The sequence below is a fragment of the Prochlorococcus marinus XMU1411 genome, assembly GCF_017696075.1.
Lineage (GTDB): Bacteria > Cyanobacteriota > Cyanobacteriia > PCC-6307 > Cyanobiaceae > Prochlorococcus_A > Prochlorococcus_A marinus_V.
This window is the reverse complement of the sequence record NZ_JAAORI010000003.1, coordinates 398,834-419,733: the sequence shown is the minus strand read 5'-3', so window position 1 is coordinate 419,733 and position 20,900 is coordinate 398,834. Positions and strand designations below refer to the sequence as shown.

Genomic DNA, 20,900 nt, shown 5'->3' with positions numbered 1-20,900 from the left:
TAACAAATCATCCAAATATCCAGCCATAACTATGTAACCCTATTCCTAAGAAATTAACTCCTAAATAACATACTAAAACTACTAAAAAGCCTGTAGTTGCTAATAATGCTGGCCTTCTTCCTTGCCAACCTTTACTTATTCTCATATGCAGATAAGCGGCATAAAATAACCATGAGATAAATGCCCATGTTTCTTTTGGATCCCAACTCCACCATGTGCCCCAAGCCTCATTAGCCCAAACCGCACCTGAAATCAAACCAAGAGTCAAAAGAACAAAACCTATTAATATTGAGCGATAACTTAATGTATCTAATTCTTCGGAATTAGAAAATTCAATAGGATCAACCAAATCATTTAAAGGGTAGTTGTTAGAAATTTTGAATCCTCCAATACCTGTAGAACTACTTCTGATTTGGAGCGGTTTGTTTTTATTAATGAACAAAACAGAAGCTGAAAGTAAAGAACCCATTATCAATGCCGCATAACTAAGCATTACGACACTTACATGCATTACTAACCAACTAGATCTTAAGGCAGGAACTAAGTTGGATGATAATTTCAAATCCTCAGGCAAAACAAAACAAGCAAAAGAAACGGACAGCAACTCAATGGGTATTGCGATTGAGGGTATTATTGGAGATTTGTATTCCCTCTCAATTAATAATTGTCCCATTGTGATCCCCCAAGTAAGGAAATATAAAGATTCATACAAATTGCTAATTGGGAAATGTCCCGAAATTGTCCATCTAAAAAGTAACTGTAATGTTATGAATAAATTAACTAGGATAGTGAGTAGTCTTACAGTATAGGAAGACTTTTTTTTGAAAACTGCACCTAATGATATTGGTAAGTTAACTAATAAAATATAAAAAACTAATAGACCTAACACTGATACCGGGTCATAAATTATATTTTTTAAAAGATTATTTAATATCATTTCTAGAAAACTTAAGCCAGCTTTAATATTCAATTACATCCAAATAATAATTTAAATCATCTTTATATGAGTAAATCTTTAATAATTAAGTTTTAATTTAGTTTAAAAAGGATTCAAAGTTTGAAATCATCTCCCAGATAATACTTCTTGACTATTGGATTATCTGCTAATTCAGTTGATGATCCATAAGATAAGATTTTTCCTTCACTTAATACATATGACTTGTTGGTAATTAGTAGAGTTTCCCTCACATTATGGTCTGTAATAAGAATACCCACCCCATTATTACTTAATTTAAGAATTAGGCTCTTTAAATCATTAACAGCTAGAGGATCAATTCCAGCAAATGGTTCATCTAATAATAAATATTTAGGGCCTTTTCTACCGACTGAAAGTGCTCTGGCTATCTCACATCGCCTTCTTTCTCCTCCCGAAAGTTGATAACCATAATTATCTACAAAATTATTCAAATTAAATTCATTAATTAATTGTTCTCTTCTATTTCTTATTGCCGCTCGACTATAAGATGAATTCTGCAAAGCTAAATCTATATTGTCCTTAACGGTAAGATCTCTGAATATACTCGCCTCTTGAGTTAAATAACCCAATCCAAGCCTTGATCTGATTGGGAGTGGGAGATTAGTTATATTTTTACCATTCATTAAAACTTGACCTTCATCTGGTTTTATATTGCCAACTGCAAGATTAAAAGTGGTAGTTTTCCCAGCGCCATTCGGTCCCATCAAACCTACAACTTCTCCAGGATTTACAATTATGGAAACATCATTTACTATTAATCTTCCCTTAATTGAAAGGGATACATTTTGAATTTTTAAGTTCATCTTCCATTAAAAAGATTAGTTATTTTTTTGAAAAAAAAAGAAAAAAAGAAAAAATAATTAAATTTAATGAGAAAGATATTCATCTTAATCAAATAGGTTTCAAAGAAGGCTTATCGTTTTCATTTAAAGCCTCTTTATATTGTAATTTCCACAATAAATCTTCCAAACATCTGCAGAAAGATTCAAGATCAATACCTAAATTAATCTTGGTTCGAGTTTTTATTCTCCCTAAACCTTCTCCAAGCAAAATAGTAGCACCATTTAAATTACCCTTACTTAAGTGAAACTGTGAAACCGATACTTGTAAAATCCCCTGGATCACTTGTCTCTCGTCACCATCAACACAATTCCATATCTCTTCAAAAGCATCATGAGCCTCATACCATTCATGTTTGTTAAAAAGATTTAAAGCCTTAACAAGGGATTCTTGAAAATTTTTTGTACCTTCTTCATTCATACAATCAAACTACTATTTTTTCTTCTTATTTATTTTTCTCATTCTAATTGAATCAGGTGTTACCTCTAGCATTTCATCTGGGCCGATATATTCAAGTGCTCTTTCAAGGGTAATATCGACAGGAGACTGCAAAGTATCAAGTTCTTCTGCGCCTGCAGATCTCATATTAGTCAACTGCTTAGTTTTACATATATTTAACTCAAGATCTTGAGGACGATTATTCTCTCCAATAATCATTCCCTTATAAACTTTAACTCCAGGTTTAATGAAATAGACTCCCCTATCTTCAGCATTCTTTAATGCATAAAATGTGGCCACACCTTCCTCAAACGCTATAAGAACTCCATTTCTCCTAGTTTCAAAATCTCCAGCTTTAGGTTTATATTCATAAAATGAGTGACTCATGATACCTTCACCTCTTGTTATCCGAACAAATTCACCACGAAATCCAATTAGTCCTCTTGATGGCACAAGGAATTCCAATTGAGTTCTCCCATCTGAACTTGTCTGCATGTTTTTCATCTCTGCCTTTCTCGAACCAAGTTTCTCTATACATGAGCCAACGGATAGTTCAGGCACATCTAGGACCAAAGTCTCTATAGGCTCACATTCAACATTATCAATTTCTCTAAAAATCACTTGAGGTTGTGAAATTTGAAACTCGAACCCTTCTCTTCTCATAGTTTCAATCAAAATACCTAAATGTAATTCTCCTCTTCCTGAAACTGAAAACCTATCAGGAGAATCAGTTTCTTCGACCCGTAGGGCAACATTTGTTAAAAGTTCCCTTTCCAATCTATTTTTTAATTGTCTACTAGTAACAAATTTTCCTTCTTTTCCTGCAAATGGTGAATCGTTGACAACAAAAGTCATATTTAAGGTCGGCTCATCAACTTTTATTAGAGGAAGTGGTTGAGGCGAATCGGGACATGCTATGGTCTCACCAATATTGACGTCATCAAAACCAGAAACAGCAACAATATCTCCTGCGAATGCTTCATTTATATCAATCCTTTGTAATCCTTCAAATCCAAGTAATTTACTAACCTTGCCTTTAATAGTTTTTCCATTTTCTTTAATTAAACTAGCTTGTTGACCATTTTTTATAGTTCCATTATGAATTTTCCCAATTACAATTCTGCCTAAGAAATCAGAATAGTCCAAAGTAGTTATTTGTAGTTGAAGAGGCTTATTTGCATCCCCTACGGGAGGTGGAACATGTCTGATAATAGCTTCAAAAAGAGGCATCATATTGTCACTATTAGATTCCATTTCTTCTTTTGCGAAACCAGATAGGCCGCTCCCAAAAAGATAAGGGAAATCACATTGATCATCATCAGCTCCTAATTCTAAGAACAAATCCAGTACCTTATCAATTGCTATTTCTGGTACTACTCTTGGTCTATCAATTTTATTTACAAAAACTATAGGCCTAAGTCCTTTTTCTAATGCTTTTTTCAAAACAAATCTTGTTTGAGGCATCGGCCCCTCATTTGCATCAACGATCAACAGACAACCATCAACCATTCCCAGAACCCGCTCGACTTCTCCACCAAAATCTGCATGACCTGGTGTATCTATAATGTTAATTCTGGTATCTTTGTAGTTAACTGCTGTATTTTTTGAGAGTATTGTTATTCCTCTTTCTCTCTCAAGATCATTTGAATCCATTACACATGTGGGAATAACTTCATTATCTCTAAATATTCCTGATTGAGATAACAATGCATCCACAAGGGTTGTTTTCCCATGATCTACGTGGGCAATAATTGCGACATTCCTAATTTCTTTTATCGAAGATGACATTTATAAAATTTATATAAATAATAGTTTGACTTTATTAAGGCTAACTCAAAGAATGCTTATTATGAGAATTTCTCTTTAAGACTTTGAAAAACATAATCATATTGGATAATTTAATTAATAAGTTAGATTTGTGTTCATCTGTTTGAAGTTTCAAAAACTTTTAAAGCTTCAATTGATCCCTCATATCTCCAATGCCAAGGTTCATAATCTATATATTTATTATCTTTGGTGAACGATAACTTAAAGTGAAATTTAGCTGCATTCTTGATTAACCATCTAAAAGCATCAGTATTTTCAAATTCGTTCTCAAAGTCTGTTTCTCTTTGAGTAGCATCACCAATATCAATTGCAAAACCAGTACTATGTTCAGAATACCCTGGGGGGGCTGAAACCCTAGCTCTTTCTGCTGCATCTTGATTTCTAATAGATTTTAAAGAATAGAAGATTTCATTCTGCAAATTTATTGATCTATAACCGCTCAAGAAAACTAAGTATATCCCATCCCTTTTTGCTTCATCTCTCATCTTTAGTAGAGAATCACGCATATCAATATGAACTTCAATATTGGGCTCAATTAAAACTAGTTTTTCCTTAGAAATTTCATCATAGGGTAAATGGCCCAAAATTCTATGGTCGTGATTTCTCTGAGCCTGTAAATTGAGATTGCGAAGAGATCCTATTTCTTTATTTCTAATTAATCGCAATCCAAAGATAGATAAGATAAGAAAAATAAATGGAAAATATATAAATAATTTTTTTAATAATATTGAGTTGTAATTATTTAAATGGATTCTTTTAGCTAATGGTATATCAAATTGATTTATATCTTTGTTTTGTTCCAATATTTAGATTTGAATTTGGAAAACATATTTCGATATTAACTATTATTTTAAGAAATGCACTTTTATAAGCAAAAAAGATGTAGCTTTTATATACAGTATTATTTTTTTTCGTATGTTGAGGGTAGCGGTTATTGGAGGAGGTCCAAGTGGTTCATGTGCTGCAGAAATTCTTGCCAAAGCTGGCATAAAAACTTGGCTCTTCGAGAGAAAATTAGATAATGCAAAACCATGCGGAGGAGCTATTCCTCTTTGTATGGTGGAAGAATTTGATTTACCTGAGTCAATTATTGACAGAAAAGTAAGACATATGAGAATGATATCTCCATCAAATAGAGAGGTAGATATAAGTTTAGATAGAGTTTACGGGAAAAGCGATAATGAGTTTATTGGGATGTGTAGAAGGGAAGTTATGGATGCTTTTATGCGTAATAGAGCATCAGATCTTGGCGCCACACTAATAAATGGATTAGTTACTTCTATTGATACTGGAAACAATAATCAAGGGCCATATAAACTATGTTATTCAGATTTTACGAATGGAGACAAAAAAGGAGAACTTAAGGAGCTTACAGTTGACCTTTTAATAGGAGCTGATGGAGCCAATAGTAGAGTAGCTAAAGCAATGGATGCAGGGGATTACAAAGTTGCTATTGCATTTCAGGAGAGAATAAAACTTCCTAAAGAAGAAATGAGTTACTATGAAGACCTTGCTGAAATGTACGTCGGCACTGATGTCTCCCCAGATTTTTATGGGTGGGTATTTCCTAAATATGATCATGTTGCAGTGGGTACTGGAACCATGCAAAAGAATCAGTCATTAATTAAAGGCCTTCAAGAGGGAGTAAGAAATAGGGCAAAGAAAAGACTTGTTAATGGTGAAGTAATAAAGGTAGAAGCACATCCTATCCCTGAGCATCCAAGACCAAGAAGGGTAGTTGGGAGAATGGCTTTGGTTGGTGATGCAGCAGGTTATGTTACCAAGAGTTCAGGCGAAGGAATTTATTTTGCTGCTAAGAGCGGGAGAATGTGTGCTGAAGAAATTGTTGAGGCATCAAAAAACGGTCAAGTAATCCCATCAGAAAATGATTTAAAAAACTATCTAAAAAAATGGGATAAAAAATATGGCACAACTTATAAGGTATTAGAAATTCTTCAAAATATTTTCTATAGAAATGACTCTGCAAGAGAAGCATTTGTTGAGATGTGTGATGACATGGATGTACAAAGACTTACATTTGATAGTTACTTATACAAAAGAGTTGTATCAATGAAACCATTACAGCAACTTAAAATTACAATGCTTACTCTTGGTTCGATCTTAAGAGGGAAAGCCTTAGCACCTCAAAACTATAAACCTGTTGATAGTGCTGTCAGGGAAAATAAAGAAGTAGAAAAAATGCTAGAAAAGTATTCAATAAAGGGTGGCATTAAAGTCAAGAGTTCAAAAGTGTAAAGTCGGCTATTTTTAGAGAATAATTTCTAATTAAGCTCAATAAATTGAGTCTATTATTTCTTATTTTTAAATCCTCTGACATTATTAGGACTCCCTTTTCATTATCAAATAAATCCTCGATAGTTTTTACATTAATCTCAAACAAATTTAGAAGTTCCAAATAATTACAATAACCTTCAGAAAAAAGTTTTTCTAATTCTCCAATAAATTCAAAAACTTTCAATTCACAATCTTTTTCAAAAAGTTTTGTGTTTACATAATCTCTTATTGAGAGAACCTCTGTTGAAAGATCACCATTATTAGCTAATTTGCTTACCCTGGTAATTACCTTCTGGATTTCAACAAAATTTTCCTTTTCTTTATAATTAACAATAGATTTAATCCTATTTTTAAGATCAACGATATTCAATACTCTTTTTTGAGATAATTCATCAGAAGAGCAAACTGCCTTTATTAATTCTTTACTTAGTGATATTTCTTCTAAATGACTAACAATTCTTTGAACTAAAAATTCATTTAAATCATTAGCTACTGTTTCTCTTGAGAATTTTAAATTCGGAAATGCGATTTTCCAAAATTCAATAAGTTCGTTAAATAATTTATCTAAAGGCAAATCAAGTTCATAATCCCAAATTATTTTAATCACTCCATTCAAATTTCTTCTAAGAGCATAAGGATCAGATGATCCACTGGGACGTTTACCAGAAATAAATATACTTATTAAAGTTTCGACCTTATCTGCTATGGAAACTATTGCACCATATTTTGTGGAGGGCAAAGCATCTTTATAAAAAGAAGGTAAATAATGTTCAGCGACAGCCAAGCAAACATCCTCACTAAATCCCTCATATTTAAGATATTTACCACCCATTATTCCCTGCAGCTCAGGGAATTCGAAAACAATTTCGCTACATAAGTCGTTTTTACAGTATTTAGCAGCTTCTATTATTTTTTTTTCTTCTAAAGACTTATCATTTAAAAGTTTAAGAATTTTTTTAGTAACTTCCTCTATCCTTTCTACTCTCTGAAATATATTTCCAATTCCTTTCAAATAGGAAACAGATTTAAGCTTTTCATTTCTTTCGATTGAAGCAACTTTTTTGTCACTTTCTACGAAAAACTTTGCATCTGAAAACCTTGCCCTCAATACTTTCTCATTACCTTTAGCAATATTATTATTTGATTCTTCAAGACCATTTGAAATAACGTAGAAAGTTGTACTAATATTTTTTTCAGAGTTTAAATCTAGCTTAGAGAAATTTTTGTTTTTCAATAAAAGAGGAACGTATCTCTGATGACTTTTCATAACTGTTGAGAGAACTTCAACTGGAAGATCAAGAAATTCATCACTAAATTTGCCAATAATTAAGTCTGGCCATTCAACTAAATCAGTTAGTTCATTTAGTAATCCTTCTGAAAGATCAGGTTTCAAATTTAAAGATTTAGATGCCTGATTTATTAAACTTTCAATTTTTTCTTTTCTTTCTTTTCGAATAGCTATTACTCTATTTCGTTTCAATAATTCAAAAAAATCATCAGGATTTTGAACTTCTAAAACTTCATTGATCAGCCTATGACTTTTTGTTTTATTACTTATTTTGATCTTTGGATCACATTCATCAAATTCAAAATCAAGAATTTCATCATTATAAATAGAGGCAATCCACCTAATCGGTCTTGAAAATTTTATGTTACCAGTCCCCCATTTCATAAATCTAGGGCCTTGAAGACTCTTTAGTAATTTTGGGATAATCGAAGACAAAGAAATTTTTGTTGGTAATCCTTTCTCAATTTTCTTTCCAAATACAAAATCACCCTTTTTTGTATTTTTTATTTCTAGCTGATCTACATCTATATCTAAGCTATTAGCAAATCCTAGAGCAGCTTTAGTAGGACATCCATTTAAATAAGCTGAATTTGCTTTAGGCCCTTTTCTTTCTATTATCTTATCTTCTGCATAATCAACTAAACCCTCGACAAGTAGAATTATCCGCCTTGGTGTGGAGGTAACAACTATATGTTCAAATTTGATTAACTTTTTATCCAATTCAAATTCTATTAGAGATTTAAATTGCTTTAGAACAGAATGAGAAAATTTTGCGGGCAACTCTTCTGTTCCTATCTCAAGTAAATATTTAGACAAGAAAAAAATATGACTTCACTTACTATAATTTACTACCAGTTAAATAAGCTTTTCGCTAATGTATAAAAAGAGATATTATTTGGTCCTTTGATCAAGGTTGAGAAAGTAAAAAAGAAAAAAGATCCTACCAAGGAAGATACTGTTTGTTTGGCTAATGGACTAGAAGTTTCAAAATTTGAAAATTTTAAAAAAAGTAGCCAATTTCTTAAAGAACCACTTGCTACTGAATTAGTCAATGAGAGCGATCATTTTACCAATGATGCAGTTCAGTTATTAAAATTTCATGGTAGTTATCAACAAGATAACAGGGAAAATAGAAGGCCAGGCAAAAGTAAAGATTGGCAAATGATGCTTAGGTTAAGAAATCCGGGCGGTGAAGTCCCTGGGAAATTATTTTTAGCATTAGATGAATTATCTAACAAACTAGGCAATGGAACACTTAGGGCTACTACAAGACAAGCCTTTCAAATGCATGGAATTAGAAAGGAGAACCTAAAGGAAGTAATTCAAACAATAGTAAATTCAATGGGCTCCACATTAGCTGCATGTGGAGACATAAATAGAAACGTTATGGCCCCTGCGGCTCCATTTGATTCGCCAGACTATAATATTGCAAGAGCATTGGCAAAAAAAGTTGCAGATCTTCTTACCCCAATGGCCGGACAAGGCACTTTTTTAGAGCTTTGGGCTGATGGAGATTTAGAGTACACCATAAAGCCTGACAAAGATATTGAGACAATTAGGAAGCTTCAATTCAAAGATAATGTTTTTAGTGGGATAAAAGATGAGCCTCTTTATGGTTCAACTTATTTACCGAGAAAATTCAAATGTGCTGTGACAGTTCCTGGGGACAATTCTGTTGATCTTCTTACCAATGACATAGGAATAGTTGCCTTTACTTCTAAAGAGGGAAACTTAGAAGGGTGCAATTTCTATGTTGGAGGTGGTATGGGTCGCACACATAATAATGAAGAGACCTTTGCCAGAATTGCAGATCCACTTGGATATGTTGAAGAAACTGATGTTTATGAATTAATACAAAGCATTGTGGCTATTCAAAGAGATTATGGTGATAGAAAATCAAGAAAAAATTCAAGAATGAAATATCTTCTTCACAGAAAAGGTATTAAATGGTTTAAAAAGATACTTATTGATAAGTATTTCAAAAAAGAAATTAAAAAAATCAGAAAAGAACCGGATAAGGTTCTTATTGATTATCTAGGTTGGCATAAACAAAATAAAACATCCTATTTCGTAGGTTTACCATTATTATCTGGGAGATTATCTGGAGAGAAGAAGAATACCATCACAAGTATTGTTAAAAAATATAATTTAGATTTAAGACTCACACCTAATCAAGATATTTTACTTTGTAATATCGCCAATAAGAACAAAGGTGAAATTCAAAAATCTCTATCAAAAATTGGATACGAAAATTTAGAAAACATTAATGAAATACAAAGACATGCTTTAGCTTGTCCTGCTTTACCACTTTGTGGTCTTGCGATGACTGAAGCTGAAAGAATATTACCTGAAGTATTAAAAAGGATTGAAAATTTACTATTAGATCTAGAAATACAAAAGACAATTTTATTCAGAATGACAGGATGTCCGAATGGATGTACCAGGCCATATATGGCCGAATTAGCTCTTGTTGGAAGTGGGCAAAACAAATACCAATTATGGTTGGGGGGAAGTAAAAATCTACAAAGGCTGGCTAAACCGTTCTTACAAAGAGTGGAACTTAACGATTTAGAAAAAACACTTCAACCATTATTTGATAATTGGAAGAGTAATTTAGATTTGGATTTCGGAGATTTTATAAATACTCAAGATGAAAATTATATATTGAATTTACTAAATAAAAATCTATAGAATTTAAATTTTTCCATAAAGGGCATTTGCTTTTTTATTTTTCCAAGCCCATAGTTGATCTCCATAACTAAAATGCCACCATTCGTTAGGATGTTGAGCAAATCCGAATTTAGTCATAATTTCCCTTAATAAATTTCTTCTACTATTCCAAATAATTGCTTCTTCATTCTTTATTTTTGAATAAAAATAAGGATTTGAGGTCTCATCCATTTGATCAACCATGCTTCCCATTTCAACAAGATTTCCATCTTTATCTGATAAACAAACATCCAATGCACCACCAGTTGAATGAGGGGGAGGACACCTATTGTCATAAGAAGGATATGCCCAAAATTTTTCAACTTTTTTTAAAATGGATGGGTAAGATTTTATATTTTCAAAAGAAATATCAATATCAGATTTTTCACACTCTAATAAAAATGCTCTTTTAAACATAAATTCCTGTACTTCTAAAGGTCGCCAACTGTCATAAATTAAAAGGTTAAAAGTACTTTTTGATGTCAAATAATCATTTACTTTAACTAATCTATTTACGACCTCTTCTCTTAATTTCCAAATAGAAGTTTTATCTTTGTAAGGTGCTCCTAAATGAGAGTAAGGGTGGGGATCTAAAAACTTTAGGCAGCTAGGTATAGCTATTAATTTATCTCCATTATCTTTAATTGGTATTTTATTCCAAATTTTCAATTGAAATTTGTAATTGATTTATAGTGGCATATATATCAAAAATTACAATGATAGTTTTCAATTCAAGAAATCATGAATGAATTTATTATCAGAATTATCAATAAGTATATTCCTCAAAACAATATTTTCTTTTAAATCAGGATCATCACTAACAATCTTAATAGCCTCTTCACGAGCCTTATCAATAAGAAATTTATTGTTAGGTAAATTGTCAAGTACAAAATCAGGCAATCCGGATTGTCTATATCCTAAAATCTGGCCCGGTCCTCTAAGCTCCAAGTCTTTTTCAGCAATATAAAAGCCATCATTTGATTTTTGCAAAACACAAAGTCGTTTATTTTCTAATCCATTTTTATCGGAGGTTACCAGATAACAAAAAGATTTTGTTGATCCTCTACCAACTCTCCCTCTTAATTGATGTAGCTGGGACAATCCAAATCTGTCCGAATTATAAATAATCATAATTGTGGCGTTAGGGACATCAATACCAACCTCAATTACAGTGGTTGAAACCAATATATTAATTTCATTTCTTAAAAAAGAATTAATCACTTCATTCTTTTCTTGTGAACTTAATTTGCCATGTAATAATCCAACTTTTTTGTTAAAAAAGACCTCTTCTGATAAATGTTTGAATGTTTTCTTTGCTGAGCTTAAATTCATTTTTTCTGAATCCTCTATAAGTGGCAAAATCACATAAGCTTGCTTTCCCTCATTGATCTCATCTTCAACAATCTTGAACAAGTTAGTTAAATCATCTTCTGAAATTATTTTTGTAGTTATAGGAACTCTCCCAGGAGGGAGTTCTGTAATTTGACTCACATCTAAATCACCATAAATGGAAAGTGCAAGAGTTCTTGGAATTGGTGTTGCTGTCATTGATAACAAGTTAGTATTTTCTCCTTTATTTAGTAATCTATTTCTTTGAGTAACTCCAAATCTATGTTGTTCATCAATTACGACCATCCCTAATGCATTAAAGATGACTTTATCCTCAAATAATGCATGCGTACCTACGAGGATATCAACTAATCCATTTTTCAAATTAGAGAAAATTTCTTTTCTCTTTTTTTGAGGAGTATTCCCTGTAAGTAGTTCAACAGAAACTAAAAGTGGGTTCAAATATTTTAATAAATTTTTATAATGTTGTTCTGCCAATACCTCAGTTGGGACCATAAATGCACCTTGCAGTTTTTTTTCAATGACCAGTAAAAGAGAAGCTATTGCAATTATAGTTTTACCGCTTCCCACATCTCCCTGAAGCAATCTAGACATTGGTACGGGATTAGATAAATCTTTCTTAATTTCATTTAAAACATTTTCTTGAGATTTTGTTAATTCAAAAGGAAAAGTATTTAAAAATTCTTTTAATAAAGATCTCTTTTGAGGTAATTGTTGGTAAGTTACATTTTTGCTCGTCTTTCTTTTTCTAAGTAGAAACTTTATTTGAAGTAGGAACAACTCATCAAAAACCAAACGTCTTTTTGACTCAATAAGTGCCTTTTGAGTTGGTGGAAAATGAATATTAATCAACGACTCTCCTTTTGATAATAAAGATAATGAATCAAGTTGCTTTTTATTTAAAATTTCTGGATATTGCTTTGCATAAATTAGTACCTTTTTCATAAGTTTTATAAAACTCATATTTGATAATGCTTCACCTAATGAATACAAGGGTAATATTTTGCCTGAGAAATTAAAATTATCATTGTTATCCTTAAGAATTTCAATCTGCGGATCTACAAAAGTCTTGCCATACTCTGTCAATTTAATCTTACCAGAAATTGCTAATTTAGTTCCAGGAGTATACAAAGATTTTTGAGATGTGAAGAAGGAGTAAGATCTAAATCTTTTTCCTAAAAAAAATTTTGTAACCTTTATTGAAGAAGTTTCATCAGAAACTATAAAATTCATTATTGATAAATTACTATTCTTTTTACTCTTATGTATATAAAATCTTTTAATGTTTGCGATGCACGTGTATAAATTATCTGGTTTTAAATTTATTATTTTAACTCTATTCGTATAGTCTAGATATGTTCGTGGGAAATAATTAATTAGATCTTTTATATGAAATATCCCTAATTCATTAAGCTTATTTTTATAAACTTTTCCTACATTTTTTATTAATGAAATATCTGAATCAAAAGACAAACTTGAATCAGCTTTATTCAGAAAAACATTATTAGAAATTTTATTAGAATTTTCTATATCTAGAGTTTTACCCAGTTTATAAAGATTTTTTCTTGTATCTATAATTAACCTTTTTCTTTGATTTTCATCTAATTTATTATATTCATTATATTTTCGAGAAAATTCATAAAATATCGTTAAATATTCTTCTGAGATATTTAGATTATCCAGTTTTTTCAATGATTCATGCAAATAATCATTAAAATATTTTTCTCTTCCTAAAGTATTAATAAATTTGTTTTCAGTTTCAATAGTAAGAGACTTTTGAAGAGGTCTTATCCAATCTTTAATTAATTTATTTTCATTCCCGCTAATAGTCAAATTTGAAAAGAAAGTTATTTTTTCAACGTATCTTATTCAAAGTTATTTCTTTTTGCCTCCAATATGTCTCTTTTTTAATCAAACGCTGAAATTGATTTTTTAGCTCATTTATTTTGTTCCTTTGAATAGAAAGATTTAAATTTTTAAACTCTAGCTCAACAGTAGATATATTGAAGAAAATAATGCTTGGAAAATTATTTTCGTTTAATGATGACCGATTTAAGTTTAATTCGAAATTAATAACAAAAGGATAAGGATGTTTAATCATCAAATTTTTGCCTACTAAATAATCAAAGGAATCTTTTGATATCATTTTTTTAATTAGATTTGCCTTAAATAATTCTTTGTTAATCTTATATGAAAGATTCAATAGTAAATTTTCCAATGACTTGTCTATTAAATCAAAAATTTTAAGAATGTTATTTTTGCGTGAAATATCAATTTGATTGATATCGTCTTTTTCTGGATGTCTTGGATTTTCAACCTTTAATTCCCCTATTAGTTCAAGAAGGGAGTAAAAAAATTGTTTTTCAACTCCTAAATTTTCAATAATATTATTACCAGATAAATAATTACTATCTAAATCAAGTGATACAAATTTCTCATAATTATCAGCCTGATAATATTCAGAAGTATTTGAAATATCTTTACTAATATGGAACTGAATGGGTTCTTCTGATTGAAAACCATCTTTATATTGAAATTTTACTTTTTGGTCATACATTGTTTTTGAGGAACTATCTAAACTATCTAAACTATCTAAACTATTAAAATTAACTTCCTCATTTATATTTTTGTCAATTTCATTTATTTTTAATTGTTCTACTGTTAATAAGGGCAAATTTGTATAAATAAGTTTACTTATTTTATTTTCAAAGAAACCACAAAATTCATTTTCACTTAAGAACTTATCATTAATTTTTGGATAACTATATATTTGGTTAAGCCCTTTTTCTACAGAGATATAAAGTAGATCTCGTACAAGATTAAGGTAAAATTCATATTCCCTATAGATATTTCTAGTTAATATTCTTTTTTTTATGTCAGCTCTCTCTAATTGAGAATTAATTTTATCTATATATTCGTAATTATTGAAATTATTCACATCATTAAAAAACTAGTTTGATTGCATTGATGCGACCTCTTCAGCGAAATCAATCTGATTTTTTTCGATACCTTCACCTAATGTATATCTTGTAAAGCGTCTTACTTTGATATTTTCTCCAATTTTTGCAGCTGCTTGTTTTACGAGATCCTCAACAGTAAGAGAACTATCTTTAATATAAGGTTGTGCAAGCAAGACCAGCTCATTAAGTCTTTTCGCAATTCTCCCTTCAACTATTTTTTCTTTAATTTGTTCTGGTTTTCCAGATAAATCATCTCTCCCCATCTCAATCTGCTTTTCTTTTTTTACAACATCTTCTGGTATTTCATCAATTGAGACATACTCAACATTTGGGCAAGCTGCTACTTGCATTGAGACATCTTTCAACAGAGATTGAAAAATGTCACCTCTAGCAACAAAATCAGTTTCACAATTTAACTCTAGTAGAACTCCCACTCTTGATCCAGTATGTATATAACTACCAATTGAACCCTCAGCAGCAACTCTTCCCGATTTCTTTTCAGCACTAGCTATGCCTTTCTTTCTTAACCATTCCAAAGCTTTATCAACATTTCCATCAGTTTCGTTAAGTGCTTTTTTGCAGTCCATCATTCCTGCGCCAGTTTTGTCTCTAAGATCTTTTACAAGTTTTGCTGTAATGTTTCCCATTTGAAGTAATAAAAAATAGTGAATAGTAAGTTTTAAATTGGAATTTAATTTTTCCTTTCGGCATTAGAGCCCTTTCTACCCTCATTTATGGCATCTGCAAGTCTTCCTAAAATAAGTTGCACAGATCTAACGGCATCATCGTTACAAGGAATTGGAACTTCACACAAATCCGGATCGCAATTTGTATCCAACATTGATACTAATGAGATATCTAATTTTCTAGCTTCTAATACTGCATTAGATTCTCTTCTCTGATCAACCAATACAACTACATCTGGTAATCTTCTCATACCCTTAAGTCCACCTAAGTATTTTTGTAATCTTTCAAGTTCTCTCCTTAATACTGCAGCTTCTTTTTTTGGCCTCATTGCTATTGAACCACTACTTTCCATTCTTTCTAGATCCTTTAATCTTTCAATCCTAGCTTTCATTGTTGTCCAATTAGTCAACATCCCTCCAAGCCATCTTTGATTTACATATGCAGCCCCACAGCGTGTAGCTTCCTGAGCTACTACATCTGATGCTTGTTTTTTTGTACCGACAAATAGGAAACGTTTACCGCTTTTTGCAGCGTTTCTCGTCCATTTATATGCATTGTTCATACACAATGCTGTTTTTACAAGATCAATAATATGAACTCCATTTCTCGCGCAATATATATACTTAGACATCTTGGGATTCCAACGTCTAGTTTGATGCCCAAAATGAGCACCAGCTTCCATCATTTCTGATAGTGATACAACAGCCATAATTTAAAAAGGGGTTTCGGGTTAGCCTCCATCTGACGGGGAATTAATATTAATAATTCACCCGAAACTGTCAGATGTGTGAAATTTGTTTCAACTATCCTAGCAAGTGATGTGTATTTCTAAAAGTTTTTTATCTTGATTTGGTTAACTGTTTAATGTAAATCATATTTAGAGGGATCCTAAGTATTTCAAGTGCAAGTCTATTTCTTCTTATATTTACTAGGAATCTTAATAAAGGAAGGATTCTATCAACACTGATTAGTCCTCCCAAGCAAAGAATTTGCCAAAGTAAATTATGGAGTGGAGTTAATTGAATCATAAATCTAACCCTTAAATTTGGGTGTTTCTTATAAAAAACTAAAGCCATTTTTGCTCTCTCTTTTTCTTGAGATATTAATGAATCTATTTGTTCACAATTAAATGGTGGATGCCAATGAAAACCTACTGCATTTGGACATTTAATTAATTTTGTCCCAATTTTTTTTAATCTTTCTCCAAGTTCTAAATCCTCCCAACCGTAAAGACTAAAAGATGTATCAAATAAGCCGACGCTTAAAATCAATTCTTTTGATATCGCAACATTCCCAGTAGCGAAGTAAGCAAAAGAAGTGTCCAGTATTTTATGTTTTTCACTCTGAGGATTTAGAAAATTAGATGTATTGACCACAGAGCCATAGGTAAAGCATTTTTTATCATTTTTTCTCCAAGAGGTAAGTAATTTTTCTACGTGACTATTTATAAAATCATCTAAAACAATAAGATCACTATCAATAAATATAATAATTTCATATTTTGATTTAATTACCCCAAGATTTCTTCCCATTGCAGGCCCACCATGTTCTTGTTGAAACAGAACCACATGAGGGAGATTAGCTTTATTGTTATTTATCCATGCACTTGTTCCATCAGTAGATCCATCATCCACTACTATGACTTCATAATTACTAGTATTGCTATTTAATTTTTGATTCTCAAGTGCAATTAGACATTTCTCTAATATGGGTTTTCTATTGTAAGTCGGTATAACAATACTTACATTCATGATCACGCTTTATTATGCATAACAAAAAGAATCAAAAAAAGGGGCTCTTTCCCTAATCAGCTGCGCCGCCATTGTTTGATGTGCCTGTAACATTTCCACCATCAGGTCTACCATCAGTTCTTAGCTTCCTTTTTTTGAACTTTCTAGCATATGCTCGATTACGTTCCTGCTTTTCTTTTTTTAGATTCCTTCTCTTAGACATAAATTTTTAACTTTTCATTATATTAGCTCACTATGAGCATTATATATTTTACCATCTTCCATACTTAATATCCTATCTGCCATATCAGAAATCCTTGGATCATGAGTCACCATAAGTACAGAACAATTTTGCTCTTTTGCTAGTTTTCTTAAAAGGGTTACTATTTCTCTACCTGTTACGCTATCTAAAGCAGAAGTGGGCTCATCAGCTAGTAAAAGTTTTGGGTTAGCAGATAAAGCCCGAGCAATTGCTACTCTCTGTTTCTGGCCTCCTGACAAGTCATTGGGTAACTTTTTCTGATGATCTTCTAATCCAACTGCTGACAACCAATTTTGTGCTATTTCACGTCTTTGCAAATATGTTAAACCTTTTATTAAATCGGCGCCCATTTGAACATTTTGTTCAGCTGTTAAACATCTAAGGAGATTATGACCCTGAAAAATCATGCCAATACTTCTTCTAAGAATCTGACAAGTTTTTCTTGATGCTCCATTTAACTGATTATCTAATACAGTTAAATCACCACTTTGGCAGGTTCTTAATGCACCAATTAAGGTTAAAAGAGTAGTTTTGCCACATCCGGAGGGCCCTCTTAAAAGAACCAACTCACCTTTATCAATACTTAAATTAACATCATTAAGAACTTGTTTTTTATTTTCATTTTCTCCATAAAAGTGACTCAAATTATTTATTGATACTGTTTTTAAGTTTTTAATAATTTTTTTTGATTTATTAGCTTTAACCATTTATCTTCAATTGTTAAAAAATTTCGGCAGGATCAGCGTCAACTAATTTACGCATCGCAACAGCGGCGGAACCCATACACATAACTAAAACTAAAACGAAAATTAAAATCGTTTTTTCTGCATCCATTATTATTGGGAGTTTAGTAGAACTTCTTATAACTGAGTAAAGTATTTGACCAGAGAAATAAGCAGGTAAATAACCAAACAATGCCAACAAAAACCCCTCTCTAGCTACAACAAAGAAAAGGGACTTAATTCTATACCCCATTGCCAATAAGGTGGCGTACTCTGGGAGGTGATCTGTAACGTCACTATAAAGAATTTGATAAACAACCACACACCCTACAACGAAACCCATCAATGCTCCCAAACTAAATATGAAACCTATTGCAGTACTATTTTTCCAATAATTCTTCTCAAATTCTATAAATTGATTTTTTGTAAGAACCCTAACATCATTTGGGAGTGAGTTATTTAATATCCTTGAAATCAATTCAGGATCAGATCCTTTTTTTAGCTTTACTAAACCAATTTCTATACTTCCAGGAGGATTAGCAGGAAAAAGTCTTAAGAAGGTTTCTCGACTAGTTATCAAATTACCATCTGCACCAAAAGATGGCCCCAACTCCACAAGGCCCTCAACAATTACTCTTTTTCCAGCAACCTCAGTCTCAACTTTTTTTTCAGATAAGAACCATTCTTCAATTGGTCCAAATTCAGGTCTAGATAATTTGTCAAAAAGAACTCTTGATGGATTTCTCAATTTATAAGCTTTCCTTGAGAATCCCTTATCTAAAAGAAGTGAATCGGAGGGATTAAAACCTAATGCAAGTATTGATCTAGTTTTAAGATTTTCGGGATTTCTCCAAAGTAAATAATTTAGATTAACGGGAGCAGTTTTTTCAACATCTTCTACTGCGAGAGTTTGAATTAATCTTCTTTTTGGGAATCCACTCATGCTTATAGAACTTTTTGATCTGGGACTTATTAAAACAAGATCGGCATCTAGAAGTTTATGAATAGTTACGCTCGTATCAAATAAACCATCTCTAAAACCTAATTGCATAAACATCAATATCCCTGCAAAACTAATTCCAGCTATTGCAACAGCTAACCTTAATGGTTGCCTAGTTAATAACAACCAAGCTAATGGTATTTTTCTGAATTTTAAAAAAGAAAAACTCATTAGGGAATAAATTTTGCAATCACTTTCATTCCTGCATAGTTTTGAACGATATCTATAGAATCTTGATCTAGTTTTACTAGTACCTCGATAATTCGCGAATCAGCATCCCCTGTTGGATCAGTCGATAGAACTTTTCTTTGTTTTACCTGAGGACTAATCCTAATCACCTTTCCTTTAAGATTTTTTTGGAAACCTCCATTCTCACTGCTCAATTCAACATTCTGAGAGATAAAGACTCTATCGATGTCAGATTCATAAACCTCTATCAATGCTTCCATTTTTTGACTGGAACCAATCTCCAAAATCCCTTCATTTTGGGGCCTTTCACCAACTCTCGAGTTTATTCCAAGGATAAAACCATCGATTGGACTCCTTAATTTTGAATTAAATAGATCTATCTTGATATTTTTTTGATCTCCGATTAGGTTTATTTTCTCTTTTTGCAATTTTAATAATTCATCTTTTCTTTGTGAAAACTCTACAAAAGAATATACATCTTTGCTCAAAGCTAGCTCATACCTTTGAATTTGATTTTTCTTTAGGGTAATTTCTTCGTTAATAGTATTAATTAGATTTTCGTTTCTTTCAAGATCAGCAATTAATTTTTCTCCATTTTCAAAGATTGCCAAGATATCACCTTTTTTTACGAAATCTCCTTCATTTACTAAAATTTCAACAATTCGGGGGGAAGAGCCAAACTGACTTATTGGAGCTGCCAATTGTCTAATCTCTCCCGAAGGAGAAAGTTGACCAAGTGCTGCAACAGCTGTAATAGGAGGTATGAAATCTAAAGTTATTTCCTCTTTAAATTTTGAACTAGATTTATTATTTCCAGAACAGGAAATAACACCAAGAGATATTGGTGTAAATAATAAAAAATAAATAAATAAATTTTTTAATATTTTTAATTTCATTAAAAATCGAAGAGTACTGTTTTTATATAGTTATTGACCCATTTTTCATCAAAATATTTTAGAAGAACCATACTAGTCTTCTCATTTTTCATTTGTTGAACACAATAATTTTTTTGAAAATCTATTCTCTCTTGGATAATTTCCTCATTAACTTCCGGTTTAGCTTTCTTACTTAATTTGATCAAAATAGAGAGGTATTGATCCACAACTCTGCAAAAATCATTCCTTTCAGATTTACTTTTTAAGGAAGCAAAAAATACATTATTAGAAAAAATACCCCCCCATTTAGGAATCTCTCTCAAAGAGGTAAAAGAACTTTTATCAACTTCAGAAAGTAATTTTTCGTATTTCAAACCTTGGTTTTGTGATGACGGGGATAAATCAACAATGGCAGCAGAAACAATATCATTTATTTTTACCAAATCCATCCCAAAAATTGGGATATCAAACTTTGGATCAGGGAAAAAAACGCAGTGTAATATCTTAAGATTCTTTGAAAATTCAGCTACTTCAATATGTAACTTTCTAAAACCTTTTGCTTTATGAAATTCATTTTCAATATAAAGTTCTCTGCCTATTTCTTTAGATATTATGTTAGTTAGTTTTGGATCAATTTTTATAATCTTAAGGTCATCAAGCATTGATCTATGCTCTCTAATATTTTGTAATAAATCCAAAATAAGAGGGTCAGTTAATTTTGTTTTAGTTAAAGATTCAGACAACAAGGCTAA

General features: G+C 31.4%; 19 protein-coding genes. 2 read left to right on the top strand and 17 right to left on the bottom strand.

What is annotated here, in order from left to right; translation table 11 throughout:
- Positions 1 to 7 precede the first annotated feature (7 nt).
- From ccsB to HA145_RS04050, 5 genes are all read right to left on the bottom strand, one after another.
- Entirely contained in the window at positions 8 to 937 is a 930-nt protein-coding gene (ccsB, locus tag HA145_RS04070) for a c-type cytochrome biogenesis protein CcsB (RefSeq protein ID WP_209128306.1), read from the bottom strand.
- 113 nt (positions 938 to 1,050) lie between these two features.
- Positions 1,051 to 1,779 (bottom strand): LPS export ABC transporter ATP-binding protein, encoded by a 729-nt coding sequence (gene lptB, locus HA145_RS04065; protein ID WP_209127968.1) that lies wholly within the window; start codon positions 1,777 to 1,779, stop codon positions 1,051 to 1,053.
- Positions 1,780 to 1,867: 88 nt separating this feature from the next.
- Entirely contained in the window at positions 1,868 to 2,236 is a 369-nt protein-coding gene (locus tag HA145_RS04060; protein ID WP_209127967.1) for a DUF309 domain-containing protein, read from the bottom strand.
- A gap of 12 nt (positions 2,237 to 2,248) precedes the next feature.
- Positions 2,249 to 4,042: a translational GTPase TypA gene (gene typA, locus HA145_RS04055; protein ID WP_209127966.1), complete on the bottom strand. Its 1,794-nt coding sequence runs from the start codon at positions 4,040 to 4,042 to the stop codon at positions 2,249 to 2,251.
- A gap of 134 nt (positions 4,043 to 4,176) precedes the next feature.
- On the bottom strand, positions 4,177 to 4,884 hold the full coding sequence (locus tag HA145_RS04050; protein ID WP_209127965.1) for a M15 family metallopeptidase: 708 nt from the start codon (positions 4,882 to 4,884) through the stop codon (positions 4,177 to 4,179).
- Positions 4,885 to 4,996: 112 nt separating this feature from the next.
- On the opposite strand from HA145_RS04050, the gene chlP reads away from it, so the two are divergent.
- The gene (chlP, locus tag HA145_RS04045; protein ID WP_209127964.1) at positions 4,997 to 6,337 is read left to right on the top strand and encodes a geranylgeranyl reductase; all 1,341 of its coding nucleotides are present in this window, start codon (positions 4,997 to 4,999) and stop codon (positions 6,335 to 6,337) included.
- On the opposite strand, the gene glyS is transcribed toward chlP, so the two are convergent.
- On the bottom strand, positions 6,318 to 8,480 hold the full coding sequence (gene glyS / locus HA145_RS04040; protein ID WP_209127963.1) for a glycine--tRNA ligase subunit beta: 2,163 nt from the start codon (positions 8,478 to 8,480) through the stop codon (positions 6,318 to 6,320). The genes chlP and glyS overlap by 20 nt on opposite strands.
- 87 nt (positions 8,481 to 8,567) lie before the next feature.
- On the opposite strand from glyS, the gene HA145_RS04035 reads away from it, so the two are divergent.
- Positions 8,568 to 10,355, top strand: a complete 1,788-nt coding sequence (locus HA145_RS04035; protein ID WP_209127962.1) for an NADPH-dependent assimilatory sulfite reductase hemoprotein subunit — start codon at positions 8,568 to 8,570, stop codon at positions 10,353 to 10,355.
- Between the two features lie 3 nt (positions 10,356 to 10,358).
- On the opposite strand, the gene HA145_RS04030 is transcribed toward HA145_RS04035, so the two are convergent.
- The 11 genes from HA145_RS04030 to HA145_RS03980 all read right to left on the bottom strand — a co-directional run bounded on the left by HA145_RS04030 (position 10,359) and on the right by HA145_RS03980 (position 20,894).
- The gene (locus HA145_RS04030) at positions 10,359 to 11,042 is read right to left on the bottom strand and encodes a M15 family metallopeptidase (RefSeq protein ID WP_209127961.1); all 684 of its coding nucleotides are present in this window, start codon (positions 11,040 to 11,042) and stop codon (positions 10,359 to 10,361) included.
- Positions 11,043 to 11,099: 57 nt separating this feature from the next.
- Positions 11,100 to 13,556 carry an ATP-dependent DNA helicase RecG gene (gene recG / locus HA145_RS04025; RefSeq protein WP_209127960.1) on the bottom strand — a complete coding sequence of 819 codons (2,457 nt, stop codon included), beginning with the start codon at positions 13,554 to 13,556 and terminating at the stop codon, positions 11,100 to 11,102.
- Positions 13,557 to 13,578: 22 nt separating this feature from the next.
- Entirely contained in the window at positions 13,579 to 14,661 is a 1,083-nt protein-coding gene (locus HA145_RS04020; protein ID WP_245151779.1) for an adenylate cyclase, read from the bottom strand.
- A gap of 12 nt (positions 14,662 to 14,673) precedes the next feature.
- Positions 14,674 to 15,330 carry a translation elongation factor Ts gene (gene tsf / locus HA145_RS04015; RefSeq protein WP_209127959.1) on the bottom strand — a complete coding sequence of 219 codons (657 nt, stop codon included), beginning with the start codon at positions 15,328 to 15,330 and terminating at the stop codon, positions 14,674 to 14,676.
- Between the two features lie 44 nt (positions 15,331 to 15,374).
- Positions 15,375 to 16,079, bottom strand: coding sequence for a 30S ribosomal protein S2 (gene rpsB / locus HA145_RS04010; RefSeq protein WP_011818259.1), 705 nt, complete (start codon positions 16,077 to 16,079; stop codon positions 15,375 to 15,377).
- Positions 16,080 to 16,209: 130 nt separating this feature from the next.
- Positions 16,210 to 17,121 (bottom strand): glycosyltransferase family 2 protein, encoded by a 912-nt coding sequence (locus tag HA145_RS04005; protein ID WP_209127958.1) that lies wholly within the window; start codon positions 17,119 to 17,121, stop codon positions 16,210 to 16,212.
- A gap of 52 nt (positions 17,122 to 17,173) precedes the next feature.
- Positions 17,174 to 17,323 (bottom strand): hypothetical protein, encoded by a 150-nt coding sequence (locus tag HA145_RS04000; protein ID WP_209127957.1) that lies wholly within the window; start codon positions 17,321 to 17,323, stop codon positions 17,174 to 17,176.
- Between the two features lie 17 nt (positions 17,324 to 17,340).
- Positions 17,341 to 18,069, bottom strand: coding sequence for a DevA family ABC transporter ATP-binding protein (locus tag HA145_RS03995; protein ID WP_209127956.1), 729 nt, complete (start codon positions 18,067 to 18,069; stop codon positions 17,341 to 17,343).
- A 13-nt stretch (positions 18,070 to 18,082) separates the two neighbouring features.
- Positions 18,083 to 19,255 carry an ABC transporter permease DevC gene (gene devC, locus HA145_RS03990; RefSeq protein ID WP_209127955.1) on the bottom strand — a complete coding sequence of 391 codons (1,173 nt, stop codon included), beginning with the start codon at positions 19,253 to 19,255 and terminating at the stop codon, positions 18,083 to 18,085.
- Complete coding sequence (locus tag HA145_RS03985; protein ID WP_209127954.1) at positions 19,255 to 20,169, bottom strand: HlyD family efflux transporter periplasmic adaptor subunit; 915 nt, start codon at positions 20,167 to 20,169, stop codon at positions 19,255 to 19,257. The genes devC and HA145_RS03985 overlap by 1 nt, the downstream gene beginning before the upstream one ends.
- Positions 20,169 to 20,894 carry a phycocyanobilin:ferredoxin oxidoreductase gene (locus HA145_RS03980; RefSeq protein ID WP_209127953.1) on the bottom strand — a complete coding sequence of 242 codons (726 nt, stop codon included), beginning with the start codon at positions 20,892 to 20,894 and terminating at the stop codon, positions 20,169 to 20,171. The genes HA145_RS03985 and HA145_RS03980 overlap by 1 nt, the downstream gene beginning before the upstream one ends.
- Positions 20,895 to 20,900: the final 6 nt, after the last annotated feature.